The organism is Staphylococcus edaphicus (assembly GCF_002614725.1).
Taxonomy (GTDB): domain Bacteria; phylum Bacillota; class Bacilli; order Staphylococcales; family Staphylococcaceae; genus Staphylococcus; species Staphylococcus edaphicus.
Window position 1 is genome coordinate 12,980 of record NZ_MRZN01000015.1, and the last position, 18,901, is coordinate 31,880.

The 18,901-nt window shown below is 31.9% G+C and carries 15 protein-coding genes and 1 other RNA gene; 2 read left to right on the forward strand and 14 right to left on the reverse strand.

From position 1 onward, the window contains the following. Positions 1–77 precede the first annotated feature (77 nt). The 9 genes from BTJ66_RS09305 to BTJ66_RS09345 form a co-directional block, all read right to left on the reverse strand. On the reverse strand, positions 78–959 hold the full coding sequence (locus tag BTJ66_RS09305) for a 5'-3' exonuclease (protein WP_099090689.1): 882 nt from the start codon (positions 957–959) through the stop codon (positions 78–80). Positions 960–974: 15 nt separating this feature from the next. Beyond that, the gene (locus BTJ66_RS09310) at positions 975–4,421 is read right to left on the reverse strand and encodes a dynamin family protein (RefSeq protein WP_099090690.1); all 3,447 of its coding nucleotides are present in this window, start codon (positions 4,419–4,421) and stop codon (positions 975–977) included. Between the two features lie 388 nt (positions 4,422–4,809). Beyond that, positions 4,810–5,445, reverse strand: a complete 636-nt coding sequence (locus BTJ66_RS09315; RefSeq protein ID WP_099090691.1) for an SDR family oxidoreductase — start codon at positions 5,443–5,445, stop codon at positions 4,810–4,812. 267 nt (positions 5,446–5,712) lie between these two features. Then, entirely contained in the window at positions 5,713–6,618 is a 906-nt protein-coding gene (gene rarD / locus BTJ66_RS09320) for an EamA family transporter RarD (protein ID WP_099090692.1), read from the reverse strand. 40 nt (positions 6,619–6,658) lie between these two features. Next, positions 6,659–7,792: a THUMP domain-containing class I SAM-dependent RNA methyltransferase gene (locus BTJ66_RS09325; protein ID WP_099090693.1), complete on the reverse strand. Its 1,134-nt coding sequence runs from the start codon at positions 7,790–7,792 to the stop codon at positions 6,659–6,661. A 169-nt stretch (positions 7,793–7,961) separates the two neighbouring features. Then, positions 7,962–8,335: RNase P RNA component class B (gene rnpB, locus BTJ66_RS09330), an RNA gene on the reverse strand. A 130-nt stretch (positions 8,336–8,465) separates the two neighbouring features. Next, entirely contained in the window at positions 8,466–8,816 is a 351-nt protein-coding gene (gene gpsB, locus BTJ66_RS09335) for a cell division regulator GpsB (protein WP_099090694.1), read from the reverse strand. A gap of 11 nt (positions 8,817–8,827) precedes the next feature. Continuing rightward, entirely contained in the window at positions 8,828–9,394 is a 567-nt protein-coding gene (locus BTJ66_RS09340) for an SLOG family protein (protein WP_099090695.1), read from the reverse strand. Further along, the gene (locus tag BTJ66_RS09345) at positions 9,391–9,729 is read right to left on the reverse strand and encodes a DUF1798 family protein (protein WP_099090696.1); all 339 of its coding nucleotides are present in this window, start codon (positions 9,727–9,729) and stop codon (positions 9,391–9,393) included. The genes BTJ66_RS09340 and BTJ66_RS09345 overlap by 4 nt, the downstream gene beginning before the upstream one ends. Before the next feature lie 248 nt (positions 9,730–9,977). On the opposite strand from BTJ66_RS09345, the gene recU reads away from it, so the two are divergent. Both recU and BTJ66_RS09355 read left to right on the forward strand, forming a co-directional pair. Further along, complete coding sequence (gene recU, locus BTJ66_RS09350) at positions 9,978–10,604, forward strand: Holliday junction resolvase RecU (protein ID WP_099090697.1); 627 nt, start codon at positions 9,978–9,980, stop codon at positions 10,602–10,604. Then, on the forward strand, positions 10,601–12,757 hold the full coding sequence (locus BTJ66_RS09355; protein ID WP_099090698.1) for a transglycosylase domain-containing protein: 2,157 nt from the start codon (positions 10,601–10,603) through the stop codon (positions 12,755–12,757). The genes recU and BTJ66_RS09355 overlap by 4 nt, the downstream gene beginning before the upstream one ends. A 293-nt stretch (positions 12,758–13,050) precedes the next feature. On the opposite strand, the gene BTJ66_RS09360 is transcribed toward BTJ66_RS09355, so the two are convergent. The 5 genes from BTJ66_RS09360 to BTJ66_RS09380 all read right to left on the reverse strand — a co-directional run bounded on the left by BTJ66_RS09360 (position 13,051) and on the right by BTJ66_RS09380 (position 18,901). Continuing rightward, positions 13,051–13,383: a YpoC family protein gene (locus BTJ66_RS09360; RefSeq protein ID WP_099090699.1), complete on the reverse strand. Its 333-nt coding sequence runs from the start codon at positions 13,381–13,383 to the stop codon at positions 13,051–13,053. Between the two features lie 4 nt (positions 13,384–13,387). Beyond that, positions 13,388–14,047: an endonuclease III gene (gene nth / locus BTJ66_RS09365; protein WP_099090700.1), complete on the reverse strand. Its 660-nt coding sequence runs from the start codon at positions 14,045–14,047 to the stop codon at positions 13,388–13,390. Beyond that, the gene (locus tag BTJ66_RS09370; protein WP_099090701.1) at positions 14,037–14,723 is read right to left on the reverse strand and encodes a DnaD domain-containing protein; all 687 of its coding nucleotides are present in this window, start codon (positions 14,721–14,723) and stop codon (positions 14,037–14,039) included. Before BTJ66_RS09370 ends, nth begins: the two co-directional genes overlap by 11 nt. A 91-nt stretch (positions 14,724–14,814) precedes the next feature. Next, positions 14,815–16,107 (reverse strand): asparagine--tRNA ligase, encoded by a 1,293-nt coding sequence (asnS, locus tag BTJ66_RS09375; RefSeq protein WP_099090702.1) that lies wholly within the window; start codon positions 16,105–16,107, stop codon positions 14,815–14,817. Positions 16,108–16,198: 91 nt separating this feature from the next. Continuing rightward, positions 16,199–18,901, reverse strand: coding sequence for a helicase C-terminal domain-containing protein (locus BTJ66_RS09380; RefSeq protein ID WP_099090703.1), 2,703 nt, complete (start codon positions 18,899–18,901; stop codon positions 16,199–16,201).

Here is an 18,901-nt window from a genome sequence, read left to right on the forward strand (position 1 = left end):
TATTAATCCAGACCGAACGAATGATGTTCGGCCTGGATTATTTAGTGTTCCAATTTTATGATGTTTACTTTAACAATTTAACTAAAATGCGTTGAGAGATACTTACCAGAAACATATAATTCATGTTCATTACATATATTAAGGATATGAGTAAGTTCTGTTCCATAGCGCATTTTATCAAGTAATTCAGTCGTATTTAAAGGTACCTCTGTATGAATTTCAGCTAATGTTTTTGACAACTTCAAGTTATCGATATTTGTTTCGATTTTACTTCTTTGACCAACTGTCAATTGATCTAGTGATTCCAAAACCGATTCAACTGAACCATGAGTTTGAATAAGTTTTATAGCTGTTTTTTCACCAATGCCTTTTACGCCTGGATAGCCATCAGCTGTATCTCCCATAAATGCCTTAACATCTATTAATTGCAAAGGATTTAGCCCGTATTCACTTTGAAAGCGATCGAGTGTATAGCGATTATAAATATTAAACCCTTTTTTAGTTAACCATATTTCAACATTAGCGTTAATACATTGTAAAATGTCTTTGTCACCAGTTACGACATAAACTTGGTTTTGTTCTGAATATGATTGAGCTAGCGTCCCTATAACATCATCAGCTTCGTAATTTTGTACACCAATATTTACAAACCCAAATTGATTCGATACCTCTTTAACATAATCGAATTGTGGAATTAATTCATCAGGAGGAGCAGGTCTATTTTGTTTATATCCATCAAACATATCATTTCTGAATGTTGATTTGCCCATATCCCAGCATACTGCGACATGAGAAGGTTGTATTTCGTTGATAGCTGTAAACACATGCCTTATGAATCCTTGTACTCCATTTGTAGGGGTTCCTGATGAATTTCGCATAAATTGTTTATGCAAACTTGTTGCAAAGAAATGGCGAAATAATAAAGCCATACCATCTATTAGTAATATTTTTTTAGACATTTTGCGTACCTCTTTCTATATTTGCAATATTGCTTTTAAATCTGCATTTGTTTCTTGTAATTGTTTGATAAGCGCATCATCTATATCAAATGCTAATAATTCTTGTATTTGATAATGTGCCTCTTTTTCGAATACTTGCAATCTAGAATCTGCATTATCATTCATTTTAGAAACAATATTATTCAAGGCTTCTCTTAAACTGGCAATACAAGGAGCTAAGAGTGATACGGTTTCATAAGTTATTTGTTCTTGAATTGCGCTTTGTGATTTTGGTTGTAAGATATTCTTCTTAGATAGAGATTTAGGTAAAGCATTAACCATGGTTTCTAATTCAATTTTTAAAATTGGGTCATCTAGCTCAATTGCTTGCTTATTAAATTCAGGTTGTATAAAGACATGTAATTGTTCAAGTCGTTGCTTTAAAGGTGCTATTTCTGAATGTAATTGTTCATGGTAATATTTTTTTATACGTTCTACTAAAAGCGTTTGTTCTAAATATAATCGTTGATGAATTTGATCTAAATAAATTTTTGTAGATTGACGTTTTTCTTCATTAAAATTGTTATTCTTAGTCATTTGACCATTGTAAATTGATTTAACTTCATCTTGTAATTGTAATTTTAGCCGTTCATTTAAATGATAAAGTTGATCTTCTACTTCATTTGAAGACCGTTGTTCAGCAATTTGAAGCAGATTATTTTTGAAAATAGTTGATGATTTATATCTTTGTAATTTTTGTTTTCTTTGTTCAATTTGCTCTTTATTATTTTTAAACTCTTCAATCATCTGTTCATATGCTTCAGAAATATGTTGTAATTGATTTAACATTTGCTGCTGTAGTATATCTTTGGACTCAACTTGCGTAAAGTGCTGAATGCTGCTTTGTAATCGTTCTATGCCTACGTCACCAGATTTTAACGCTTCTCTACTTGATACAGCAAAAATATCTGACTCCATGTTTACTTGACTTAAAGCGCCACCTACATATTCAATAACAGCATTGAGATCTTCTTCCGTTTCAGCTAAATCAGTCGCATTGATGATCATTTTAAATGCCTGATTGTCATTAAGTTGATTCATTTCTTTCATATGTTCAATAAAACGTTTATCGTTTTCGGTAAATGAATGATTAAAATAACTAACATAAAGTATTAAATCAGAAGAAGTAAGCACTTTTTCTGTTTCATTTGTATGACGCTGATTATTTGAATGAAGTCCTAATGAGTCAACAATAATTTTGTCTTTTAACCATGCTAAAGGTAATTTTAAGTGGACTGTATTAACAAATGTTGCATACTCATCTTCCGCACTCCATTTTTTAATGTCATCTTGTGCAATGGTATGTGTTTGTCCCTCTTTTAACATTTCTTGATACATAGTGTAGTGTTTTTCAACAGCATTCACAAAAGCTAATTTATTTTTCTCTAATGTAGCCTTTAATTTATTTGTGTTTTTAGATAGAAATTCATCAATGCTATTAAACGTTTTATTTTCGATTTCAAACACATGATTTAATTCTTCTAAAAGTTGTTGCGCTGATTTTAAAGTAATTTGGCTATCATGACCATAAGTTAATTCTGTCATTGCAGCAGTCGTTGGATTTGGAGAACTAACTAAATAATTGTCTCCTAATAATGCATTGATTAAACTACTTTTACCTGCGCTAAATGTACCAAAAACACCGATTTTTATAATTTTTTGATCTAATCTATTAAGCGTTTCTTCTATATCTCGTTTTGTTTGTTCAAATAAAGGTACGTCTTTAATTGCATGCAGTGCATGTTTTATATTTTGTGTATTATCCGTATGATTCAATTGTTTCGTTGCACTGGAGTTGGCTTGTTTATTTTCAGCAGATTTATTACTTTTCGGCGTATAAGTAATTTCTTTTCTATCTATAAGTTTATCAAGAGAATCATCAATGTGAATATAGTAATGCATGTAGTTTTGTGTTTCCAGAGATTCTCTTAAGTTGCGCATTTCTATAAACTTTTCATAATCATTATAATCATCTACTTGTTCTGCACCAATATCATTTGCTTGCGCATGGTTTATAGCCTTTTTAAATAATGGGTCTGATTCTTTAGCTATATATTGTTTCAGTGCTTTCATTAAATCGTCACAGAAAGTCAATACATATTGATTACTAATTGTTATTTGCATTTGATATAAATCGGTAATTAGATATGATGGAATGATATAATGTTGATTTAAAATTTTATCATTGATCTCAGATGAATTGATAAATCTTGTTAAGAATGACATATCCTCTCTCAAGGGTTGTCGCACTTCCTGATTAACTTTGTCTTGTAATTGGTCTAGAACTGCAGATAATCGTCTTTGTTGTTCTTCTTCGGTTTTTTTCTTTTTATTAAACAAACCACCAACACTAAAGTCTTTTGTACGACTTTCTAAATATATTCTAATTGTCTCTCTTGTATCATGAGTCATAATATAAGCATTCTCAATAATTGCTTTTCTTTTTTGCTTTAAAAATTCGTATAATTCTTCTGGATTATTAAGTAATTTTGCTTCTTCACTTACCTCTTGATGTTGTTTGAAGTTAAGATAAGCTTGATCAAAGTCCGCTTCGTAAATATCTAATTTATCTAATAAATCTTGAATTTCATATTGCACATAAGATAATTGTTCATCAGTAATAAATTTAACAATCCGTTTTACATATTGCTCTATAGATTCGCGATTTGAATCTTTATCTACTAAATAACTAGAAAGTGAATCTATTTCATTATATTCATGATCATATTTTGAAACGTAAAATGTATGATCTAATTCAATTTCCCATTCTTTAATAGACTTTTCTACACGAGCTTTAAATGTTTCAAAGCTGATTTCTTCTTCATTGTGTTTATCTATTTGATTAATCACAAATACAACAGGAACACCCGCTTGATTAAGTTGCTTCATAAATTGGAAATTCAAGGCAGATTGTACGTGATTATAATCTACGGTATAAAATAAGATATTGCTTGTATACATAAATTCTTCTGTACTAGATTGATGCGTTGCAACGTTTGAATCAACACCTGGCGTGTCTTGCAACGTGAATCCTTTGTTGAATTTAGTTGATGGGAATTTAATTTCAACGGATTCTACATCAAAGTTTTCGCGATTCATCTGTTTAACTTCGTCATAGTTATTTAAGATTGTGTATTGTTGTTTGCTTAAATTGGCAATGATACCTGGTTGTTCAGCTACAGATACAATCGCTGTATTACTAGTTGTTGGTACTGGAGAACTTGGTAAAATGCTTTCTTCTAATAATAAATTGATTAAAGTTGATTTACCAGCCGAAAAATGACCTACAAAAGTGGCTGTATATTGTTCTAAAAAAACTTTTTTAATAACTTGATTAATAATATGGACAAGTCTTCCGTTATTAGATTTTTCTACTTCTTTTTTTAATTTATATAAAATATCGAGTTGCGCAGTATTAGACATCTTTCGTATCCCCTTTATTACTTATATGTAATTACTACTCATTGTATAACAAATGCGTGCATGTCTAAAGTGAGTATTTGAAATAAAATAGTTTCAATGGGATTTTTATCCAATTATATAGATTACTTTTGAACATGTTATAGACTAAGTGGTGATATACCTTTCTTAAAATCAATTCCCTAAACGGAGCTATATATGAAAAGAAAAATGCTTATGTGGAAATATGCTACATAAGCAAAATAATAATTAATGCTTTTCAAGAAACATAAGATTTAGGTACGTGTATGCCTTTTTTCTGTATTTGACAAAGCATTCATAAAAATAATCACGCCAATAAATATTGGCATGACTTTTAGAAATAGTTAATTATTTGTTTGTAAGCATTAATTTATTTCCATCTTGGTTTTTCAAAATTCGTTTGTGGCTTATTAATCCCTATATTATCCTTTGAATAGAGTGTAGGGTCTTTAGCTATCTGTACTGCTATAGCGGCCACACTCTTTCTAGAAACTTCTGTACCTTTAAAAGCTTCGCTTTTTTTAGTTATTTCATAATCAATTTCATTCGTGTGCGTCAACCAAGCTGGTCTGAAGATTGTATAATCCAAATCAGACTGTTCAACAATATCAGCGGCCTTTCTATATATTGTTGAGTATTCGCTGATTTGTTCTTGAACCCATGTACCAAATTTTCCTGGAACTTCATTATATATACCTAGTGAAGTAACGAAAATAAGTCTTTTTACGTTATTTGCATTCATCGCATCTACAATCGTTTGTGCTTCTTTATCTAATTCACCAGACAATGAAGCTAAGACAATATCAACATCTTCCATTGCACTATTTACATCCTCAAAGTTTGTTGCATCGCCTTCTCTTACTCTAATGCGATCAGAAGCATAATCTGGTAATCGATTTGCATCTCTCAAAAATAATCGCAAGGTATACGATGTATTTTCTAAAAACGAGTTGATAGCTGCTTTAGAAACTGCACCATTTGCTCCTAATATTAATACTCTAGTCATCTAATCACTCCAATTCAATTTTATTGCTATTATTATGCAAGACGTAATGCTTTAACTTATTACTTTATCTAACATTATAGTTTTAAATGCTTCAAAATTCACATTTTCTGTTTATTCTTACGTTTTTACACTCACAATATTATAGTTACCTATTACGAAATACTTAAACGTTATTAATCAATTCGCATTTATAAATTAACTTTAAACATTTATAACAACAAAAGTCTCTTATTCATGATAATGAATAGAGACTTAATTGTGATGCGATTATTTTATTATGGGATTTTTATCTTTCTTAATTTTAAAATATTGAGAAATACTATAAATAATAATACCAATCCATATAAATATGAACGTGATTAACTGGTCCATATCAAATGGCTCTTTGAATAAAAATATACCTAATACAAACATTAACGTAGGCCCTATGTATTGTATGAACCCGGTTAATGACAATGGAATACGTCTAGCGCCAGCTGAGAATAAGATAAGTGGTATAGCCGTCACCGCTCCTGAGAAAATTAACCAGAAGGAAGAGCTGTTCAACCCAAAGGATAATCCTCCATGATGCCATATATACCACAAATAAATAAGTCCTGCTGGAGCTGTAACGATACACTCAATTGTAATACTACTGATTGCATCGATAGGTACGATTTTTTTAATTAATCCGTATACACCAAATGAACCAGCAAGTAATAAGGAAATTCCTGGAAATACTCCTATCTTTATGGTCATATAAAGAACACCAATAACTGCGAGGCCGATTGCAACCCACTCCAATTTATTGAAACGTTCTTTTAAAAATATAAGTGCCAGTAAAATACTCACAAGTGGATTAATATAATAACCTAAACTTGATTGAAGTACATGGCCGTTCGTAACTGCCCATATAAAGGTGCCCCAATTAATTGTTATTACATATCCCGCCGCAATAATAGCAACAAGTTGAATAGGATTGGCAATAAGTTGTTTCACATCTCGCTTAAACGGAGCGGTATTTTTAGATAAAGTTAACATGAATAGCATAAATATCAATGAAAAGACAATTCTAAAAGCTAATATTTCAAATGCACCAATATCACTGATTAAATCCCAATAAATAGGAAGTATGCCCCATAGGAAATATGCTCCGAACGCAAAGACAATCCCTTTTTTAAATTCTGTATTCAATTGAGTCACCGCTTTCTAAAATTCAATTTAGTAAATGATACTAAGTACGAGGCTTTTTATCTCCCCAATATTGGTAATACGTACATTCAATATAACCATTAAATAGTTTTCTACGTTTAGTTGCTTTTTTATTTACTAAAAATTCAAATTCAGTACTACTCGTAAGGACATACGTAGATAATTGCGGATGTTCCTGCATGAGTGTTCCAATGTAACGGTACATTTCTTCTACTTTGTCTCTATCACCGATACGCTCACCATATGGAGGGTTACCAATTAATGCCATAGGTTTTTCTTCTTTAATAGTAAGTGTATTAACATCTTTTACACTAAATTGAATGATATCTGCTAGGCCCACTTCTTCTGCATTTCTACGAGCAATGTCAATCATTTCAGGGTCAATGTCAGAAGCATAAATTTCTAATTTACGGTCATAGTTAGCTTGTTGGTCGGCTTCATCTCTCATTTCATCATATAAACGATCAGGCATAATATCCCAGTTCTCAGAAACGAAATCACGATTAAATCCAGGAGCGATGTTCTGAGCGATTAAACAGGCTTCAATGGCTATCGTACCCGAACCACAGAATGGATCAACTAAAGGTGTATCACCTGTCCAGTTTGCTAAGCGAATGAGACTTGCTGCAAGTGTTTCTTTGATAGGAGCTTCACCCTGTGCTAAACGGTACCCTCTTTTGTTTAAACCTGAACCAGAAGTATCTATGGTTAAAAGTGCATTGTCTTTTAAAATTGCAACTTCAACTGGATATTTAGCACCTGTTTCACTTAACCATCCACGTTCTTGGTATGCTTGTCTTAGACGTTCTACGATTGCTTTTTTTACGATTGCTTGACAATCAGGCACACTGAACAAAGTAGATTTAACGCTTCGACCTTGCACTGGGAAGTTACCATTCTGTTCAATGAGTGTTTCCCAAGGTAATGCCTTGGTTTTTTCAAATAATTCATCAAAAGTTGTTGCTTTAAACTGGCCAACAACAATTTTGATTCTATCTGCAGTTCGTAACCATAAATTACATTTCACGATTGCAGTTTCGTCGCCTTCAAAAAATATTCTGCCATTTTCAACTGTTGTGTCGTAACCTAGTTCTTGAATTTCTTTGGCTACAACTGCTTCTAGTCCCATTGGGCATACAGCTAATAATTGATACATTGTATTGCTCCTTCTTTGTATTGATTTGTTTTTATTTTATCAAAAGTTATTTTAAATAGATATGACATTGACCTAATCATACATAGAAATAATTAGCTTTTTTAATCATATGTGTATAGCAATTAAAAAAGCTCTCCGAAATGGGAGAGCTTGGGTCTAGTGATGATATTTCTGTAAGCCATGTTTTGTACCATTGTACTGCTAACGTGTACTAGAAACACTCGTACGCAGGTGGTAACCATCTGTCTACATACATCTAATGTATGTCTTATATATACGTTGAATTCCGTTAAATAAGTGCTCCTACCTAATTTGGATTGCTCACTCGAGGGGTTTACCGCGTTCCACCTTTTACATTTCTGTAAAAGCTACGTCACTGTGGCACTTTCAAACTAATTTAACCATATCGTATGACTTAGGTTATTTCGTTGCCGTCAACTTAATGCCTTGACTTATTGTTTCATCAAGCACGAACACTACAATCATCTCAGATTGTGTGAGCATGGACTTTCCTCTATATCGCTATAGCGATTACCCGAAATACCATCTTTAGAAGTATATCATTATTTCAAAAGGTAAACAAATGAAAAATAAGATAAGTTCTGAGCAAAGTCAAAACTTATCTTTATGGAAAGTGATATTATGTCTAGGTTAATAACATCACTTTAAATGATTATTTGCCGAATACAGCTTTTTCTAGGTTTGAAATTCTTTTCAAAATATCGACATTATTATTGTTATTATGGTTAGTAGTTGCGTTACTATTTGAAGAGAAATTTTTATTTTCTTGTGGTCTCGATGTTGCTACACGTAATCTTAACTCTTCAAGTTCTTTTTTTAATTTGTTGTTTTCTTCTGAAAGTTTAACCACTTCACTATCTAAATCTGCCATTTTTTGATAATCAGCTATGATGTCGTCTAAGAAAGCATCTACTTCTTCCCTTCTATAACCACGAGTCATCGTTTTCTCAAAATCTTTTTCATATATATCTTTTGCTGATAACTTTAATGAAACTTCTGACATTTTTCTCCACCTCATTCGAAACTTTGTTCTTGAGACCACTGTAAGTCGTTGATAAATTCTGTTAATTCATCGAACGTCACAATATCACAAGTATAATTTGTTTTTTCCATAAAATCAACTAACATCTGCTTAAAGAACTTTGGACTAGCTTCTTGTTCCTCATCATAAATTAATAGCGTTGAATCAGAATGATCTAACATAAATTGATCTGTTTGCTTAAATTGGTGAGGACCCTCATATGATGAATGAAAGACACTATCTACAAAATCAGCATTTTGTACAATATGTTGATATTTTGCTTGGTTCTGTTCATTCCATCTATCGATATGACCATAAAACGGTGTGATAATTCCTAATTTTAAATCCGGATAGGTTTCTTTTAACGCGATTACGACTTCTGCTGTCCATAACTCTATACCCATCTGCCCTTGTATTAATACCCATTCTAAGCCTTCTTCAATCAATTGATTTAATTTATGTTCAATAAATTTTTTTAAATAGGAAACTTCAGGCGCATCATCTTTGAATATATTAAGTTCAAATGATTTGTATCCAGTAACGTAAACAGTCTTAATCATAGACATTGCTCATTTCTTTGTATATAACTTAAATCATATTGTACTGCTTTTACTTTCTCATTAAATAGTTTTCTACTCGTACGTTTAAAGTGGCACTCTACAGATAAGGATTCAATATTTGAAATTAATAAATCAAATTTTTGTTTATTCATATATTGTAGTTGAAGTATCGATTGTTCATATGTAATGAGATGGTTAAGTTGTTGGTCAATGTATTTGGTAAATGGTACCACGTCTACGTAAAAATCGTAATCTTCTCCAGTAGATTTAGCTTTTTCGTATTTTTCGGACATTTTTGACACATTATCTAATAGTAGCATTAATAGTTGTTGCATGAGGATACCCCCTACATCACAAATTTACCATAAAAGGTGTTAGCCGTCATGTTTAAAGTGTCGTCTAATATTTATATCGTTAAGTACTTTATTTTGTTTCAAATATTGTTTAATTGGGCAAAGCACGTTAAAATGTATTTGATGTATATATAAATACATTGATTCATATTTTATAGTTTGGAAAAATTTGCCAAAGTCATGTATAATGAAACAAGTTTTGGATTACCAAACTAAAGTGGTGAAAATAAATGAATTATCCTAATGGAAAACCATTTAATAGAAATAAGTCTCAGGTCGGACGAACTCATAAGGAACAAACGAGTAAAATTGACTATGGTGGCAGAGGTATGTCACTTGAAAAAGATATTGAGCTATCGAATACGTTTTATTTGGATCGCGGTATGGCTGTAATACATAAGAAACCCACCCCGGTTCAGATTGTGAATGTTCATTATCCTATGAGAAGTAAGGCAGTAATAAATGAGGCTTATTTTAGAACGCCGTCGACAACAGATTATAACGGCATTTATCATGGCCGTTATTTAGATTTTGAGGCGAAGGAAACGAAAAACAAGACGTCATTTCCTTTAAATAACATGCATGAACACCAAGTAAAACATATGGAAGCATGTTATCAACAACATGGAATTGTGTTTTTATTAATTCGCTTTAAATCGCTTGATGAAGTGTATTTACTTCCCTATTCAAATTTTAAAAAATTTTGGGAAAGACACGTTAAAGAAATTAAAAAGTCGATAACGGTTGAAGAAATAAGAAAAAATGGTTACTATATTCCTTATCAGTATCAACCACGATTGAATTATCTCAAAACAGTTGATAAGTTGATATTAGATGAAAGTGAGGACCGCGTATGACGGAGAAAAAGAGGACTTCTCAATCTAATAATAAGAATGGAAAGTCCGAGCAAAAAAAGAATAGGAATATAAAACGAACGATAATTAAGATTTTTGGTTTTCTAATCATAGCCTTTATCGTTTTAGCTTTAATAGGAATCTTGTTATTTGCTTATTATGCATGGAAGTCTCCTGCATTTAATGAAGCGAAATTGAAAGATCCAGTGCCAGCTAAGATATATGATAAAGACGGCGATTTAATTAAAACGATAGATAACGGGCAACGCCGGGAACATGTCAATTTAGACGAAGTACCTAAAACAATGAAAGAAGCTGTTTTAGCTACTGAAGATAACCGTTTCTATGATCACGGCGCATTGGATTACAAACGTTTATTTGGCGCTGTAGCTAAGAACGTTACTGGTGGCTTTGGTTCACAAGGTGCATCAACATTAACTCAACAAGTAGTTAAACGTTCATTCTTAACAGACCAAAAATCAATTGCACGTAAAGCACAAGAAGCTTACCTGTCATACAGATTAGAGCAAGAGTACAGTAAAGATGAAATTTTTGAAATGTATTTAAATAAAATTTACTACTCTGATGGTGTATATGGTGTAAAAGCTGCCGCTAAATATTACTTTGATAAAGATTTAAAAGACTTAAATTTAGCAGAGTCGGCTTATCTTGCTGGTTTACCACAGGTTCCAAATACCTATAATGTTTATGATCATCCAAAAGAAGCTGAGTCTCGTAAAGATACTGTGCTTTACTTAATGGAATATCATAATAGAATCACTAAGAAACAAAAAGAAGAAGCTCAGAATACATCTTTACAAGACAATTTAGTCAAACGTTCATCTGAGGATCGTGAAGTAAGTGAGGATAACTCAAACGAAGATTATGATTCATATGTAAATTTTGTGAAATCTGAACTTATGAACAATAAAGAATTTAAAGACGAAGAATTAGGTTCTGTATTAAATAGCGGCGTTAAGATTTATACGAATATGGACAAAGATGTGCAACAAACATTACAAGAACGAGTGAATAATGGTAGTTACTATAAAAATGAAGATCAACAAGTTGGTTCTTCAATTGTAGATAGTGAATCGGGTGGCTTAGTTGCTATATCTGGTGGTAGAAATTACAAAGATATTGTAGATAGAAACTTAGCAACAGATGCCCACCCTACTGGTTCTTCATTAAAACCATTCCTTGCATATGGTCCAGCTATTGAAAATATGTCTTGGGCAACGAATCATGCAATTCAAGATGAAGAGTCTTATCAAGTAGATGGTGTTACATTCAGAAACTATGACACTAAGAGTCATGGAACAGTAAAACTTTATGATGCGTTACGTCAAAGTTTTAATATTCCAGCACTCAAAGCATGGCAGTCAACAAAAGAAAATGCAGGTAATGACGCACCAAAAGATTTTGCTAAAAAAGTAGGTTTAGACTATGAAGGAGATATTGGTCCATCTGAAGTATTAGGTGGTTCAGCATCAGAATTCTCACCTACACAATTAGCTTCAGCATTTGCTTCTATTGCAAATGGTGGTGAGTATAACAATGCCCACTCAATTAAAAAGGTTGTTAAACAAGATGGCGAAACAATAGAATACGATCATACAAGTAAGAAAGCTATGAAAGATTCTACGTCATATATGTTAGCAGAAGTACTTAAAGGTACATTTGAAGCGTATGGTTCTGCTTATGGTCATGGCGTGTCAGGCGTTAATTTAGCTGCTAAAACTGGTACGGGAACTTACGGTGAGCAAACTTACCAACAATATAACCTACCAGATAATGCGGCAAAAGATGTTTGGGTTAATGGATTTACACCTAAATATAGTATGTCAGTATGGATGGGATTCAATGAAGTTAAACAAGGCGGTACAAATTCATTTGTAGGTCATGAAGAACAAGAATACCCACAATACTTATTAGAAGATGTAATGAATAACATTTCACCTAGAGATGGAAAAGATTTCTCTAAACCTGATTCTGTATCTGGAGATTCAAAAGATGCTTTATCAGTCAAAGGTCAACCAGATGATAATACAACGACTAACAAACCACAGGGCCAAGGTGGCAGTAGTAATAATTCATCATCTTCTAATTCAAACAGCAATAATTCATCAAGTAATCAACAAAGCGCAGCACGTTAATTATTTCAGTTATACTCAACCCCCGATATCCATAGTTATTTGGATATCGGGGGTTTTTGATTGCAAGTTTGATACTTTGTACCATGTCAGTTTGTAATGGATTGTTATGAAGTTAGATTATTTAAATACGAAAAAATTAAATACAAAAAGCTGAAACATTATGTATGAATGCTTCAGCTTTTTTATTTATATGGTTATGCCATAATTGAATTTTTATGAGTGACTTTGATATTATAATAAACTTTAAAATAAGGACAATTGATATTACGCTCATTCTAATTCTATCAATTGAATTATGAGTGTTTGTTTTTACGTCTAATTTGGTATGAGGCATTCATTTTTATAAGCTCAGATTTTAAAGTTTTCATTTGACTGTAGCCCATAAAATGATATTTTCTAGCGATTATATAATGATACCGTTCTTCAAAATTCATAGGCACAACAGGATATGCATCTAAATTTGAAAACTCAATGACTTGAACATTATTGATTTGTTTAAAATATTGTTCAATCAAATCAAAATATTGATCTAATAATAATTTTGCATCAGGTGACTTTAGTTGTTTAGCTTTAGCAAAGTAATCAATTTGTTCTTCTAATTCTATAAATGCTTCTTTAGTAATCATCACATTACGCCTCTTTCAAATTGGCTTTATAGCGTTTTTGTCCTTCTCTACAATCATTAAATAACGGGCACACATCACATTTTGGACTTCTAGCAAGACAATGATATCGGCCAAAAAATATAAGTTGATGATGTGTCTTATTCCAGCGGTCTTTAGGTACAACGTGGCATAATTTATCTTCGACCTGTCTCACATTGTCTTTCCATCTACAGATACCTAGCCGTTTGGATATTCTTTCCACATGTGTATCAACCGCCAAAGAAGGCTCATCAAAAGCAACACTCATAACGACATTGGCAGTTTTTCTACCTACGCCTGCCAAACTTTCTAATTCAGCATGTGTATGTGGGATTTTACCATCAAATTGCTCTAATAAAGAATGACACAATTTCTGAATATTTTTTGCCTTATTTCTATAAAGGCCAATCGTACGTAGATCACTTTCTAATTCAGAAATATCTACATTTATATAATCTTCTGGTGTCTTATATTTTTGAAATAAATCTTTTGTTAACTTATTAACTGAGATATCTGTGGTTTGTGCAGATAATAGTACGGCAATGGTTAATTCAAATGGATTATCGTGATTTAGCTCACATTCAGCATTCGGAAACATATGAGCGATGACATCAACCATTTCTAGTGCTTTTTTATTACTTATCATTTGGATTCTCCCCGTTCAGCCAGTCAAATTTAGGTACTTTTTTAATAGTATGTTTCATTTTAGGTTGATTAAATTGACGGCTAATTTTTTTGGAATCTTCAATGGTTTTTACATTATTTTTTTTCCAATTCAATAGAATGCGATCGATATATTTGAAGCTTAGTTTATTTTGACTTGTAGCTTCATCTAATGCAGCTTGAATAACATTTACGTCATGTTTATCAATATCTAACCATTGGTTCAATGTTTCAATTTCAAATGGAGATAATGGTCGTCCAAAGGCTTGTTCAATTTGCTGAAATAAAGTATTAAACTCGACTTCTGTATTTTGTTCTTCTACTTTAATATTCATTTGTTCCATTATCTCATATAATTTCACATAGAATTGATCAAGGTTCATATACTCAGTAAATTTACCTTCTTCATCTTTATTGACTCTTAATTCAAGTAAATCATGTTGTATTAAACTTTGTATAATCGTAGTAACCTCTCTTGAGCCAAGTGTAGTTCCTTGTTGTAATGATTCAATAGAAGGTTGTTTATTTGAAGTTTCAGAGGCATGTAATAGTTTAATTAATATAACCAATTCAGCTTCGTTTATTCCTAGTTGATTATAATGATCTAACAGTTCACGTCTGATGAGGACTGGTCGTATTTTCAGTTGTTCGCTATTCAAAGATAACCCCCTCCTGTTCTGTAAAATGTGTTATAAAAACGTCCAGCCATTGATTACTAGACTGGACGAAATTGAAAATTGTTTATATTTACTATGGATACAAACGGTTTAATAAACGTGGGAATGGTGCAGTTTCACGAACATGTTCAACGCCTGATAACCATGCTACTGTTCTCTCTAAACCTAAACCAAATCCACTGTGTGGAACGCTACCATAACGACGTAAATCTAAATAATAACTATAGCTTTCAGCATCTAATTCGAATTGAGCTAAACGTTGTTCAAGCAATTCAAGGTCATTAATACGCTCAGAGCCACCAATAATTTCACCATAGCCTTCCGGTGCAATTAAATCAGCACATAAAACAGTGTCTTCATTTTCTGGATTTGGTTGCATATAGAATGGTTTGATTTTAGTTGGGTAGTTTGTGATGAACACAGGTAAATCATAGTGATTAGCAATAGCAGTTTCATGTGGTGCGCCAAAATCTTCACCCCATTCAATATCATCAAAACCTTCTTCTTTTAGGAATACAACGGCATCATCATATGTGATACGTGGGAATGGTGTTGTTACTTTTTCTAGTTTTGTTGTATCTCTTTCTAATGCATTTAATTCTAATTTACAATTATTCAATACGGATTGTACAACATGTGTCACATATTGTTCTTGTACTTCTAAGCTTTGAGCATGTTCACAAAATGCCATTTCTGGTTCAATCATCCAGAATTCAATTAAGTGGCGACGTGTTTTAGATTTTTCAGCACGGAATGTAGGTCCAAAAGAGAATACTCTTCCATGTGCCATTGCTGCCGCTTCCATATATAGCTGACCACTTTGAGATAGGAATGCATCTTGATCGAAATATTTTGTATGGAATAATTCACTTGTACCTTCAGGGGCACTCGCTGTTAGGATTGGCGGATCAATTTTTGTAAAGCCGTTGTCATTAAAGAATTCATAAGTGGCACGAATAATTTCGTTTCTTATCTTCATAACAGCATGTTGTTTTTTAGAACGTAGCCATAAATGACGATGATCCATTAAGAACTCTGTACCATGATTTTTGGGTGTGATAGGATAATCGTGCGCCTCAGATATGACCTCAATTGCTTTAACTTGCATTTCATAGCCGATATCAGAACGATTATCTTCACTAATTACACCTGTCAAATATAATGATGATTCTTGTGTGATTTCTTTTGCCTTTTGGAAAACCGCTTCATCGACTTCTGCTTTAGCAACAACTCCTTGCATAAAGCCTGTGCCATCTCTTAATTGTAAGAAAGCAATCTTTCCACTTGAACGTTTATTAGTTAACCAAGCACCAATGGTAACCTCTTGACCAATATACTGTTTTGCTTCTTTTATCGTTATATTCATAACCAGTCTCCTATTATAGTGTTTTCTTCTTCAGTTATCCTTATATATTTTAACAAAATACCTATATAAGTTCTAGTTGCGTGTGCTATGTTTATTGTTTCTTAGCTGTATCTTTTTTTAATTTTTTAAGTATTGTAGAAAATTGTTTAATATCACCTTTATTTTGACGATAACTTTCTAATGATTGCTCAAAAAATTGTTTGTAGTTACTACGAATTAACCGATCATCAAATGATACAATGATTCCTTTATCATTTTCACCACGAATCAATCTACCCAGACCCTGTCTAAAGCGTGTCACGGCGTCTGGTAACACATATTCTTTAAATGTAGAAGTGAATTCAGACTCCATAAGCCAATACTTCGTATTATTCTGATTCATAAAAGGTAACTTAGCTATCATCACACATTTAATGCCATTTGATTGAAAATCAAAGCCTTCAAAGAAAGTTCCTGTACCTAACAATATGGCTTTATTAAAGCTATTAAACTGTTGAACGATTTTATAATTTTGATTTTGTTGCTGCGTTAAAACGACGTAATCTTCAAATTCAGGTAATTCGTTCATTAATTCTTGCACCATATGCATCATTTTGTAACTTGTAAATAGTATGAGACATTTTGATTCGACAATAGAAATATATTCAATCACATAATTTATAATTGAGCTAACATAATCATTTATATTCTTATAATTATAAGAAGAAACATCATTAGGAATGAATACTGTCGTTTGATATGGTGACATCATTGCCGAGTCAATTTCATACGTGTTAAATTCAATATCTTTATTAAACCATTGCTTAAAGTTATCAAACGAATGATTGAACGTTAGCGTCCCTGAAATAAATGTGAGTGACTTGAATTTGTCTAATACTTGCTTTGTGAGAATTTCTTTAACATCATAATCTTTTACATTAAGCCTTATTGTAGATTTCTGGTTTAAATTTTTAATAGATAAATAACTTGTGTGATTATTTTTAAAGCTTTGTTCTATATCCTTAAAACGATCATTAATATATAGAAATTGTTTACGTACTGATTTAATCGATTTGTGACTCATGCCATTAAAGAATTCTAATGTCATATTTAATTTGTGAATGATAGCGTGCAAGTCATTTAATATAGGTGATACATCAAAATGATACACGAAATGAATTTTATGTACTTCATCATCCTGAATTTCAGAGGCATGAATTATATCATACATTGTAGTAAACAGTTGTTCATTTAAATCATGTAATTCATTTACTGTTGTTTTTAATCCAAAAACATCTATAGGCGGAATGTCTAATTTTTCAAGAATACGCTGTTGTTCGAGATGATCAATAGATTTAAGTAATTTTTCATTTTCTGTTTTACCGATTAAACCTAGCTGATATTTGATATCGGCATAGCTAAGTTCATTTGTAACTTGATTTAAAGCATAATCAGGCAATCTATGTGCCTCATCAATAATACAATCATCAAATAATTGATAAATAGAATTATCGTGAGCAGCATGTATTAAATGAGCGTGATTTGTAATGCCAATTTGAATGTTTTTAGCGTTACGTTTAATAAAATTAAAATAATTTATATCATTGCGAACAGGAACATAGGTTTCGAGCTTTTGCTCGAAATACATTTTTTGTCCACCTTTTAAGTCTAATTCTTGAATATCACCTGTATCTGTTTCAGTAATCCAGATCAATAATTGCATCTTCAAAATACAAACTTCATAATTACTAGATTCTTCTTTAAGTATTTGACTAATTAAACCCAAAGCAATGTAATCTCGTTTGCTTTTTATCAACGTAGCATTAATTGTAAAATCTAATGCTTGTTTGAGCGCAGGTATATCTTTTTCTAATAATTGGTTTTGTAATAATTTTGTATTTGTAGAAATCATGACATGTTTGCCTGTTTCGATATTATACATGAGTGATGCAAGTAAATAAGCAAATGATTTACCACTTCCTAAAGGTGCTTCAATCATTGCCTTTTCACTCTGCATAAGTTGTTCTAAGATGATTTCAGATAAATATAGTTGTTGTGGTCGATAAGTTAAGTCCAACGCCTTAGTTACTAACGTGTATAGTTCTTTTAAGTTTCCATCAAAATTAACAGTAGGCGCTTTAAAGTCTATCTGTTTTTTATAAATAATTTGCTCAAACTGCTCGAATCGATCGCTAAATGATTGATTATCATAATTTCGCACCATTTCAAATATAATATCATGTAAATCATATTTGAGATTTTTACTCAAATAATATAATTGTTTGAGCGTATCTAAAGGTAATAATTCGAATTTTTTGAATGCACAAATCATTAATTTGGCAGTAGTAGCTGCATCTTCATCTGCCCGGTGAGCATTAGTTAAAACAATACCATGCGCTTCTGCCAATTCACTTAGCTGATAACTTTTATCCGTAGGGAATGCAACTTTAAACAGTTCTAAGGTATCCATAACTTTTTTTGGACGATAATTGATGTTACAACGTTTAAAAGATTTCTTGATGAAATTTAAATCGAAGGCCACATTATGTGCTACAAAGATACAACCGTCTATTTGTTTATAGATATCTTCAGCAATTTCGTGAAAATAAGGTGCTTGATTTAACATATCCTCCTCGATTGAAGTTAATGCTTGAATAAAAGGAGGAATTTCTAAATCTGTTTTAATCATTGAGTGATATGTGCCAATGATTTTATTTTCTCTCACAAATGTTATGCCTATTTGAATAATTTCATCATAATCTAATTGGTTTCCCGTTGTTTCTAGGTCTACAACTGCATAGCAAGGATTTGTCAC